General features: G+C 67.7%; 9 protein-coding genes and 1 pseudogene. 2 read left to right on the top strand and 8 right to left on the bottom strand.

Going from position 1 to position 10,329, the window contains the following annotated elements; genetic code table 11:
* Positions 1–2,685 (top strand): ribonuclease E/G (locus tag B3E94_RS16350; protein WP_286914321.1); only part of this gene is annotated, 2,685 nt, incomplete at its 5' end.
* A gap of 168 nt (positions 2,686–2,853) precedes the next feature.
* On the opposite strand, the gene murB is transcribed toward B3E94_RS16350, so the two are convergent.
* From murB to B3E94_RS16310, 8 genes are all read right to left on the bottom strand, one after another.
* Positions 2,854–3,873, bottom strand: coding sequence for a UDP-N-acetylmuramate dehydrogenase (gene murB / locus B3E94_RS16345; protein ID WP_286914320.1), 1,020 nt, complete (start codon positions 3,871–3,873; stop codon positions 2,854–2,856).
* On the bottom strand, positions 3,870–4,334 hold the full coding sequence (locus tag B3E94_RS16340) for a low molecular weight protein-tyrosine-phosphatase (protein WP_286914319.1): 465 nt from the start codon (positions 4,332–4,334) through the stop codon (positions 3,870–3,872). The genes murB and B3E94_RS16340 overlap by 4 nt, the downstream gene beginning before the upstream one ends.
* Positions 4,334–5,098 carry a 3-deoxy-manno-octulosonate cytidylyltransferase gene (gene kdsB, locus B3E94_RS16335; protein WP_286914317.1) on the bottom strand — a complete coding sequence of 255 codons (765 nt, stop codon included), beginning with the start codon at positions 5,096–5,098 and terminating at the stop codon, positions 4,334–4,336. Before kdsB ends, B3E94_RS16340 begins: the two co-directional genes overlap by 1 nt.
* The gene (locus B3E94_RS16330) at positions 5,095–5,280 is read right to left on the bottom strand and encodes a Trm112 family protein (RefSeq protein ID WP_003247142.1); all 186 of its coding nucleotides are present in this window, start codon (positions 5,278–5,280) and stop codon (positions 5,095–5,097) included. Before B3E94_RS16330 ends, kdsB begins: the two co-directional genes overlap by 4 nt.
* Before the next feature lie 43 nt (positions 5,281–5,323).
* Positions 5,324–6,325, bottom strand: a complete 1,002-nt coding sequence (gene lpxK, locus B3E94_RS16325) for a tetraacyldisaccharide 4'-kinase (protein ID WP_286914316.1) — start codon at positions 6,323–6,325, stop codon at positions 5,324–5,326.
* A complete protein-coding gene (locus B3E94_RS16320; RefSeq protein ID WP_236238260.1) occupies positions 6,325–6,759 on the bottom strand; it encodes an ExbD/TolR family protein in 435 nt (144 codons plus the stop codon). The genes lpxK and B3E94_RS16320 overlap by 1 nt, the downstream gene beginning before the upstream one ends.
* Positions 6,756–7,391, bottom strand: coding sequence for a MotA/TolQ/ExbB proton channel family protein (locus B3E94_RS16315; RefSeq protein WP_176512221.1), 636 nt, complete (start codon positions 7,389–7,391; stop codon positions 6,756–6,758). Before B3E94_RS16315 ends, B3E94_RS16320 begins: the two co-directional genes overlap by 4 nt.
* Positions 7,392–7,459: 68 nt before the next feature.
* Positions 7,460–9,688 (bottom strand): DNA internalization-related competence protein ComEC/Rec2, encoded by a 2,229-nt coding sequence (locus tag B3E94_RS16310; protein ID WP_286914314.1) that lies wholly within the window; start codon positions 9,686–9,688, stop codon positions 7,460–7,462.
* A 142-nt stretch (positions 9,689–9,830) separates the two neighbouring features.
* Between B3E94_RS16310 and B3E94_RS16305 the strand changes: the two are divergent.
* Positions 9,831–10,328, top strand: a pseudogene (locus B3E94_RS16305) (DUF2062 domain-containing protein); the annotation flags it as partial.
* Position 10,329 lies beyond the last annotated feature (1 nt).

The following is a 10,329-nucleotide window of genomic DNA, read 5'->3' as shown; positions in this document are numbered from 1 at the left end:
CTGTGGACCGCCATCAAGGAAGCCTCGCTGGACCGCGCCGCGCCGTTCCTGATCTACCAGGAAAGCAACGTCATCATCCGCGCCATCCGCGACTACCTGCGCCAGGACATCGGCGAAGTGCTGATCGACAGCATCGACGCCCAGGAAGAAGCCCTGACCTTCATCCGCCAGGTGATGCCGCAGTACGCCAGCAAGGTGAAGCTGTACGAAGACAGCGTGCCGCTGTTCAACCGCTTCCAGATCGAAAGCCAGATCGAAACCGCCTTCCAGCGCGTGGTCGACCTGCCGTCCGGCGGCTCGATCGTGATCGACCCGACCGAAGCCCTGGTTTCCATCGACATCAACTCGGCGCGCGCCACCAAGGGCAGCGACATCGAGGAAACCGCCCTGCAGACCAACCTGGAAGCGGCTGAGGAAATCGCCCGCCAGCTGCGCCTGCGCGACATCGGCGGCCTGATCGTCATCGACTTCATCGACATGACCCCGGCGAAGAACCAGCGCGCCGTGGAAGAACGTGTGCGCGAATGCCTGGAGGCCGACCGTGCCCGTGTCCAGGTAGGCCGCATCTCGCGTTTCGGCCTGCTGGAAATGTCCCGCCAGCGCCTGCGCCCATCGCTCGGCGAAAGCAGCGGCATCGTCTGCCCGCGCTGCTCCGGCACCGGCATCATCCGTGACGTCGAATCGCTGTCGCTGGCCATCCTGCGCCTGATCGAGGAAGAGGCCCTGAAGGACCGCACCGCCGAGGTTCGCGCCCAGGTGCCGATCCCGGTAGCCGCCTTCCTGCTCAACGAGAAGCGCAACTCGATCACCAAGATCGAACTGCGTACTCGCGCCCGCATCATCATCCTGCCGAACGACCACCTGGAAACCCCGCACTTCGAAGTCCAGCGCCTGCGCGACGACAACCCGGAAGTGCTGAACAACCAGTCCAGCTACGAAATCGCCGCTGCCGAAGCCGAAGAAGCGCCGCTGCCGACCGCCACCCGCACCCTGGTTCGCCAGGAAGCCGCGGTGAAGACCGCGCCGGCCCGCGCCAACGCACCGGTACCGACCGCCGAGGAAGAGCAGCCAGCCGCACCTGCCGCCCCTGCAGCACCGAGCGTGCCGGAGCCAAGCCTGTTCAAGGGCCTGGTCAAGTCGCTGGTCAGCCTGTTCGCCGGCAAGGAAGAACCTGCCGCCGCCCCGGCCGTGGCTGCCGAGAAGCCTGCCAGCGAACGCACCCCGCGTAACGAGGAGCGTCGCAACGGCCGCCAGCAGAGCCGCAACCGCAACGGTCGCCGTGATGAAGAGCGCAAGCCGCGCGAAGAGCGTGCCGAGCGCGCCCCGCGTGAAGAGCGTCAGCCTCGCGAAGAGCGTGCCCCGCGTGAAGAACGCGCACCACGCGAAGAACGTGCACCACGCCAGCCACGCGAAGACCGCCGCGGCAACCGCGAAGAGCGCCCGGCACGCGAACTGCGTGAACCCCTGGATGCCGCACCGGTCGTGCGTGAAGAGCGCCAGCCGCGTGAAGAGCGTGCCCCACGTGAAGAGCGTGTAGCCCGCGAAGAGCGCGCACCGCGTGAAGAACGTGCACCACGTGAAGAGCGTGCTCCTCGCGAAGAGCGCGCCCCACGTGAAGAGCGTGCCCCTCGCGAAGAACGCGCTCCGCGTGAAGAGCGTGCACCTCGCGAAGAACGCGCTCCACGTGAAGAACGCGCCCCTCGTGAAGAGCGCCAGCCTCGCCCACCGCGTGAAGAGCGCCAGCCACGCGCTGCCGAACAGGCCGCCGAGCAGGCTGCAGAGCTCGCCGAGGAGCAACTGCCGAACGAAGAGCTGCTGCAGGACGAGCAGGAAGGTGCCGATGGCGAGCGTCCGCGTCGTCGCTCCCGTGGCCAGCGTCGTCGCAGCAACCGTCGTGAGCGCCAGCGCAATGCCAACGGCGAGCTGATCGACGGCGATGACGAAGGCAGCGAAGGCAACGAAGAGCAGCCGCAACAGCACCAGGCCTCCGAGCTGGGTGCCGAATTGGCCGCCGGCCTTGCCGTTACCGCCGCCGTCGCCAGCAGCAATATCAGTGCCGATGCCGAAGCCCAAGCCAACCAGCAAGCCGAACGCGCCACTGCCGAAGCCGCTGTTACCGAAACCCGCGAAGCCGCCCAGCCGGCAGAAGCTGTCGAGGCGGTTACCCAGGCCGAGGAAGTTGTGATCGCGCCAGTGGTCGAGCAGCCTGTCAGCGAGCCCGTTGCCGTGGTCGAAGCCAGCGCTGAGCCGGTGGTCGAAGTTGCACCACAGCCCGTTGTCGAGGCTGAAGCTGCCCCTGCCGTTGAGCCGGTAGTGGTCGCCGAAGCGCCTGTCGAGGCTCCAGCCGTCGAAGCCGGTGAAGCCGAGAAGCCTCAGGTTGCCTTCGAAGCCGCCCCTGCCGAAGAGCCGGCAGCGGTCGTCGAAGCCCAGCCAGAAGTGGTAGCAGAGCCTGCGCCGGTTGTTGCCGAAGTAGCGCCGGTCGCCGAGCCTGTCCCGGTGGAAGCACCGGCAGCGGTCGAAGCCGCTACCGTGATGCTGCCTAACGGCCGCGCGCCGAACGACCCACGTGAAGTGCGTCGCCGCAAGCGTGAAGCCGAGGCCGCTGCCAAGGCTGCACAGCAAGCTGCTGCCGCCGACGAGCCGGCCCTGGAAACCGCCGATGAGCACAAGCCTCACCACGGTTGATAGCAACGGCTGAATGAAAAAGCCCCGCCAGTGCGAACTGGCGGGGCTTTTTCTTGGCCGGGGGTTTTGTGTTGACTGCATCGCCGGCAAGCCGGCTCCCACAATTAGAGCACCGCTGTATAGGTGGGAGCCGGCTTGCCGGCGATGAGGCCAGCGCGGCCCCAACATTCAGTAGAGGTTAGGCTCCATCTCAAGCTCAACCCCAAAACGCTCCAGCACATCCGCCTGGATCCGCTGCGCCAGCGCATGCATCTGCCCCCCGCTCGCCTGGCCATAATTGACCAGCACCAGCGACTGCAGCCGATGCACCCCGGCATCCCCATCGCGATACCCCTTCCACCCCGCCTGCTCGATCAACCAGCCCGCCGCCAGCTTCACCTGGCCATCGGCCTGGGCGTAGCCAACCACCGCGGGATGCCGAGCGCGAATGCGCTCCACGAGCACAGCAGATACCACCGGATTCTTGAAAAAGCTGCCGGCATTGCCCAGCTCGGCCGGGTCCGGCAGCTTTTCGCGGCGGATGCTGCAGATGGCATCGCTGATTGCCTGGGCGGTGGGCCGTTCGACACCCTGCTCCTGCAAGCGCTGACGCACCGGGCCGTAGTCCAGGTGCGCCTGCAGCACATGGCTCAAGGCAAAACGCACCCGCAGGATCAACCAGCGGCCAGGGTTGCGCTTGAACAGGCTGTCGCGATAACCGAAGGCGCATTCCTCAAGGCCGAAGTCACGCAACTCGCCGGTTTCCCGGTCTAGCGCGGTCAGCCCGACGAACATATCCTTGATCTCCACGCCATAGGCGCCCACGTTCTGCATCGGCGCAGCACCCACCGTGCCCGGGATCAGGCTGAGGTTTTCCAGGCCACAGAAGCCTTGCGCCAGCGACCATTGCACGAACGGGTGCCAGGCTTCGCCCGCTTCGGCTTCGACCACCACCCGCATGCCGTCATCGCTGAGCACGCGGCGCCCCTGGCTGGCCATGTGCAGCACCAGCGCATCGACATCACGGGTCAGCAGCAGGTTGCTGCCGCCGCCGATCACCAGCACCGGCACGCCGGCCTCGTGCGCCAGCCGCAAGGCCTCGCGCACCTCTTCATCGTTGTGCGCCTGGGCAAAGTAGCGGGCTTTCACATCGATGCCGAAGCTGTTGTAGGGCTTGAGCGAGACTTGCGCTTGCCAACCCGCCGTCATAACCGCCCCTTGATTTCCACGACCAGCTCACGGCACGCCGCCTCGATCAGGTCGAGCACCTGCTCGAAGCCATCGGCGCCGCCGTAGTAAGGGTCTGGCACTTCGTCCAGGGCGGCGCCATAGCGGCGCAGGAACAGGTCCAGCTCACCCACGGCGCTGTGCGGGCGCAGGGCGCGCAGGTGGCCGAGGTTGCTTTCATCCATGGCCAGAATCAGGTCGTACTCGGCAAAGTGCGCCGCCTTGACCTGCTGCGCACGCTGCGCCGAGAGGTCGTAACCGCGGGCCAGCGCAGCCTTGCAGGTGCGGCTGTCGGGCGCCTTGCCCACATGCCAGTCACCGGTACCGGCAGATGCCACCTGCACCTGGTCGGCCAGACCTGCGGCCTGCAGTTGATGACGCAGCACACCTTCGGCAGTGGGCGAACGGCAGATGTTGCCCAGGCACACGAACAGAACGCGCATCAGGCCTCCAGCAAGCGCCTTACGCGCTCAAGGTCTTCTGGGGTGTCGACACCAACGGCGGGCGCCTCGATGGCGTCCTCGACGTGGATGCGCACGCCGTGCCACAGGGCACGCAGCTGCTCCAGCGCTTCGCTCTGCTCGAGCCAGCAAGGGCCCCAGGCGACGAAGTCCTGAAGGAAGCCGACGCGGTAGGCGTACATGCCGATATGGCGGCGATACGGCACGCCTTCGGGCAGTGGGTCGCGGCCCTTGGCGAAGGCATCGCGCGCCCACGGAAGTGGCGCACGGCTGAAGGTCAATGCCAGGCCGTTCTTGTCGCTGACGACCTTGACCGCGTTCGGGTTGAACACGGTTTCGGGGTCGTGGATCGGCTCGGCCAGGGTGGCGATGCTCGCCTGCGGGTGAGCAGCCAGGTTGGCGGCCACCTGGTCGATGATCACCGGCGGAATCAGCGGCTCGTCACCCTGCACGTTGACCACGATGGCATCGGCGGCCAGGCCCAGGTGGGCGGCCACTTCGGCCAGGCGGTCGGTGCCCGACTCATGGTCGGCGCGGGTCATCAGCACTTCGCCGCCAAAGGCCTGGCATACCTCGACGATGCTGGCATCGTCGGTGGCGATGACCACGCGGCTGGCGCCGCTCTTGCGCGCCTGCTCCCAGACGTGCTGGATCATCGGCTTGCCGGCGATCAGCAGCAGCGGTTTGCCCGGCAGGCGCGTGGAGCGCAGGCGAGCAGGAATCACCACGGTGAAGTCGAGGCTCATTTGTCCAGGCGCTCGTCGTCGGTCAGGGTGCGCGCCTCGCTTTCCAGCATCACCGGGATGCCATCGCGAATCGGGTAGGCCAGGCCTGCGCCCTTGCTGATCAGCTCGGTCTTGTCGGCGCTGAGCTTGAGCGGGCCTTTGGTGATCGGGCAGGCCAGGATGTCGAGCAGTTTGGTGTCCATGGAAGCGTCCTTGAGGCCAGGTGGCCGGAAATTGAAAACGGGCTCAGGGCTTGCGCAGCAGGCGCTGCAGCTGGCTGTCGAACCAGGCCGTGAAGGCCGGGGTGGGCTGGGCCTCGACGGCCAGGTACCACCAGTCGTCGGCGGCGAAGGCCCGGCATTTCACCGCATCCTTCTCGGTCATCACCAACGGCAAGGGCGGGCTGAATGCCAGGCGCTCGGCGCTGAACTCGGCGTGGTCGGCGAAGGGGTGCGGCACCGGCTGCCAGTTTAGCCCCAGCAGGGTATTGAAGAAACGTTGCGGGTTGCCGATACCGGCGACCGCGTGCAGGCGCTGGCCTGCCGGAAACAGATCGAGCCCGCGCCGCTCGCCGCTGCGCAGGTTGACCAGGGCGCTGGGCTGCAGGCTGAAGGCAAAACCGTCTGCACGATCGGCGCTGGCGCCGTTGAACAGCACGGCATCGGCCTCTTGCAGGCGCTCGGCGGGCTCGCGCAAGGGCCCGGCCGGCAGGCAGCGGCCATTGCCCAGGCCGCGCGCGGCGTCGATCAGCACCAGCTCCAGGTCACGCGCCAGGCGGTAGTGCTGCATGCCATCGTCACACAGGATCAGGTCCAGCGGCTCGCTGGCCAACAGCGCCTGCACGGCGCGGGAGCGGTCCGGGTCGATCATCAGCGGCACGCCGGTGCGCTGGACGATCAGCAAAGGCTCGTCGCCAGCCTGTTCGGCTGGCTGCTGCGCCTCGACCCGCCACGGCAGCTGCGGCGGCTTGGCACCGTAGCCACGGCTGACCACACCGACCTTCAGCCCCTGCCGACGGCAATGCTCGATCAGCCAGAGGATCATCGGCGTCTTGCCGGTACCGCCAATGGTGATGTTGCCGACCACGATGACCGGCACCGGGGCGCGGTAGCTGGCGCTTTCACCGCTGAGAAAGCGCGCCCGCTTGCGCGTGACCACGCGGCGGTACAACGCCTCCAGCGGGCGCAGCAGCGCCAGCGCAGGGTGCCCGGCATACCAGGCCGCCAGCAATCGGTCAGCCAACGCCATCAGGGTGTCCCCTGGGCCGCCTCGACGGTGGTCATGCGCAGCTGGCTGAAACCGAGCTTGCCGGCAGCATCCATTGCGGTGATCACAGCCTGGTGCGGCGTCTTGCCGTCGGCGCTGATTGCCAGGGGCAATTTATTGTCGCCACCGGACTCACGCTCGATGGCCTCGGTCAGGGTGGCCAGGTCGCTCTTGGGCAGCAGGTGGTTGTTCACCGAGTACACGCCCTCGGCGCTGATGGTGACTTCCACCAGCTTGCCCTGGTCGGCAGGCGGCTGCTCGGCGCTGGCGGCCTCGGGCAGCTCGACGCGCAGCTGGGTCTCGCGGGTGAAGGTGGTGGTGACCACGAAGAACAGCAGCAGGACGAACACCACGTCGATCAGCGACGCCAGGTTGATGTCGACGTTCTCCCGCTGGCGATTGCGCCGGAACTTCACGCCTTGCCTCCGGCCACTTCCACTTCGCGGTCGCCCTGGATCACTTCCACCAGCTTGATCGCTTCCTGCTCCATGCCCACCACCAGCTCATCGATGCGGCGCAGCAGGAAGCGGTGGAAGAACACGGCGGGGATACCGATCATCAGGCCGGCCGCGGTGGTGACCAGGGCCTTGGAGATACCGCCCGCCAGCACGGCGGCATTGGCGGTCATCTGCGAGCCCATGAAGGCGCTGAAGATGTCGATCATGCCCAGCACGGTGCCCAGCAGGCCCAGCAGCGGGGCCATGGCGGCAATGGTGCCGAGGGTGCTGATATAGCGCTCCAGGTCATGGATGACCCGCGAAGCGGCCTCTTCGATGCACTCTTTCATGATTTCGCGGCCATGCCGCGAGTTGGCCAGGCCCGCAGCGAGGATCTCGCCCAGCGGCGAATCGGCGCGCAGGGCCTTGAGCTTGTCACTGGTGAGCTGCTTGTCCTTGATCCACATCCACACCTGGCCGAGCAGGTGCGGCGGGGTGACACGGCTGGCGCGCAGGGTCCACAGGCGCTCGACGACGATAGCCATGGCGACGACGGAGCTCAGAATGATCGGCAGCATCATCCAACCACCGGACTTGACCAATTCCCACACAGTAAACGCCCCTTCGGAAAAAGGCCGCCACTCTACCATACGCACGCGGGGCGCTCATCTGCCGAAGGTCAGGGAATTGGCTGTGCATCACGCCAGAAGCGGCGCTGCGCGCGCACCCCCTCGGCGCCGCCCTGGCTGCCCAGCAGCAGGCGCAATGCGCCCTCTTGCGCCGTATCGTGGATCGCCAGCTGGTGGCGGCGATAGCGCTCGAGCACCTGCGCATGGGGGTGGCCGAAGCCATTGTTGCGCCCGCGGGAAATGATCACCCCACGTGGCGCCGTGGCCCGCATGAATGGCTCGGTGGAGGAGCTGGCGCTGCCGTGGTGCGGCGCCTGCAACCAGTCAATGGCCGGCGCCGGGTGGTCGGCCAGCCAGGCGCGCTCGGCGCCGGCTTCCATATCACCGGCCAGTAGCAAGCGCTCGCCCTGCGCCTCGACCAGCAAGACACAGGAGCGATCATTGCTGCCCTGCCCTTCGCCCCAGTGCCACAGCGAAAAACGCACGCCATCCCATTCCCACCCTTCATGACTGACGCATGGCTGCGCCGACAACGGCGGGGCGAGCGCCTGCGCCTCGCCACTGAGCACCCGCGCCACCGGCAGCCCCCGGGCAACCGCCAGTGCCCCGCCAGCATGGTCGGTGTGGGCGTGGCTGATCAGCATCAGGTCCAGTTGCCGCACGCCCAGCTTGTGCAAGGTGGGCAGCACGACCCGCTCGCCAAGGTCCACGTCACCGCGCGCGGGGCCAGCGTCGTACAGCACGCTGTGCTGGCGCGTGCGCAGCAGCACCGCCAGGCCCTGGCCGACATCCAGGTGCCAGACCTCCACCTGGCCATGCGCCACCGGCGCCTTGGGCACCCACAGGGCCAACAGCATGACCCAGCCCAGGCCACGCAGCGGCACACCCCGTGGCAGCAGCACCAGCAGCGCCCCCAGGCACACCAGTGTCCAGGCCCACAGCGGCAAGGCCGGCGGCACCCAGGCCGGGCGCCAGGCAGCCAGCCCTTGCAGCACCCGCAGCAGGCCATCGAGCAGGCCGCCTGCCAGCCACAGCAATGCCTCGCCAACGCCTGCCAGTGGCAGCAGCAAGGTGCCCAGCAGCGCCAGCGGCAATACCGCCAGGCTGATCCAGGGCACGGCCACCAGGTTCGCCAGTGGCGCACTGAGGCTGACCGGCAGCCCGCTGGCCAACAGGATGGGCAGCAGGCCGATGGCGATCACCCACTGGGCGCGGGTCCATGCCTGCCAGGGGCGCCAGCCGCCCAGGCGCCCGCTGAAGCAATAGACCAGCGTCGCCACCGCGCCGAACGACAACCAGAACCCCGGCAGCAAGGCGGCCAGGGGCTCGGCGATCAGCACCAGGTTGAGCGCCACCAGCAGCGGGAAGAAGGGCCCCAGGTGGCGAAAGCGCAAGCGCCAGAGCAGTACCACCGCCAACATCAGGCAAGCGCGCTGCACCGGCACCCCGGCGCCGGCCAGCCAGCCGTAGGCCAGCGCCGCCGCCAGCGCCAGGGTACAGGCGCAAGGCAGCCAAGGCAGGCGCCGAGGCCACAGCCCCCCGCGCGCCAGGCCCGCCACCAGGGCGTACAGCAGCCCGGCCACCAGGCCGATGTGCTGGCCCGAAATCACCAGCAGGTGCACCGTGCCCGTGGCTTGCAACACTTGCCAGTCGCTGCGGGCCAGCCCGCTGCCGTCGCCGAGCACCAGTGCCACCAACGCCGCCTGCCTGCCGTTGGCATCGACGGCCAGCAGCCGCTGGCGCAGGGCATCGCGCCAACTCGGCGCCTGCGCCTGCAGCACATGGCCCGCCTTGACCGTGCCGGTCGCACCCACCCGCCGCGCCAGCAAATGCGCCTCTCGGTCAGGCCCATGGGGGTTGAGCAGCCCGGCGGGGCGCTGCAAGGTCACGGCCAGGCGCCACTGCTCACCAGCCCGCACCGGCGGGCCACCGAACCAGCTCAGTTGTAGGCGCGAGGGCAGCTCGGCGCGACGCGAGCGGGGCTGTTCCAGCTCAAAACGCACGCTTTGCCCGGTGTGGCTCGGCAACCCGACCACCCGGCCTTCCAGCCACAGGGTGCGGCCATCGAGGGGCAGCGCCAGGCGGTCGTCCAGCGCCAGTTGCGCCGACCAGCAGGCCCAGCACAACCCCAGCAGGAAACACCCCACCGGCCAACCGTGCGTGCGCAGGCACAGCAGCCCGCTGCAAAGCAGCAGGCAAAGCCATCCGACCGACGGCAATGCGGGGAGAAGGCCCAGGCACAACAGCCCGAGCGCCAGCGCAAGCATCCCTGTGCGCATGAGGTAGAGCTCCAGAAGCAAAATCGCTTACTGAGGCATAGCTGAAATGCCGCACTGGCTCGCTCAACAATTGTCACAAACTCTGAACGAGCCTGAGCGGGAATCAAGGCATACTGCCTCGATCAACGCGCCAGGAGCCTACATGCCGCGCCGACTTTTCAAACGGTACATGCCGGATCCAACCAGCATCAGGGAACACAAGTCCCTGCGCTTTTTCGGCAAGCTGCTACACGACCCGAACCTCTGGCACCTGAACCGACACTCGGTGGCGCGGGCCATGGGCGTGGGCCTGTTCGCGGCGTTGATCCCGATCCCCATGCAGATGCTGCTGGCGGCGGCGCTGGCCATCCCGGTACGCGGCAACCTGCCGATTGCCGTCAGCCTGGTATGGTTGACCAACCCACTGACCATGCCGCCGGTGTTCTTCGTCACCTACATGACCGGTGCCTGGCTGATGCAGGTGCCGCCGCGCACCCTGCCCGACGAACTCACCTTCGAATGGATCACCGACCAGCTGGCAACGCTGTGGCAGCCGTTCCTGCTGGGCTCGGTGGTGTGCGGGGTGGTGCTGGGCATCGCCGCCTACTTCACCACCATGCTGTACTGGCGCTGGTGGGTCGGCCGGCAGTGGCGCCGGCGCA

Source organism: Pseudomonas sp. UBA6315 (assembly GCF_002438125.1).
GTDB lineage: Bacteria > Pseudomonadota > Gammaproteobacteria > Pseudomonadales > Pseudomonadaceae > Aquipseudomonas > Aquipseudomonas faucium.
The sequence above is the reverse complement of the archived record's forward strand: the minus strand, read 5'-3'. Positions and strand labels throughout refer to the sequence as shown.

What these genes read in the sequence shown, in the direction of transcription:
- B3E94_RS16310 (WP_286914314.1), bottom strand. Translation starts at nt 9,688, where the DNA reads ATGCGCACAGGGATGCTTGCGCTGGCGCTCGGGCTGTTGTGCCTGGGC.
- B3E94_RS16340 (WP_286914319.1), bottom strand. Translation starts at nt 4,334, where the DNA reads ATGCGCGTTCTGTTCGTGTGCCTGGGCAACATCTGCCGTTCGCCCACT.
- murB (WP_286914320.1), bottom strand. Translation starts at nt 3,873, where the DNA reads ATGACGGCGGGTTGGCAAGCGCAAGTCTCGCTCAAGCCCTACAACAGC.
- kdsB (WP_286914317.1), bottom strand. Translation starts at nt 5,098, where the DNA reads ATGAGCCTCGACTTCACCGTGGTGATTCCTGCTCGCCTGCGCTCCACG.
- lpxK (WP_286914316.1), bottom strand. Translation starts at nt 6,325, where the DNA reads ATGGCGTTGGCTGACCGATTGCTGGCGGCCTGGTATGCCGGGCACCCT.
- B3E94_RS16330 (WP_003247142.1), bottom strand. Translation starts at nt 5,280, where the DNA reads ATGGACACCAAACTGCTCGACATCCTGGCCTGCCCGATCACCAAAGGC.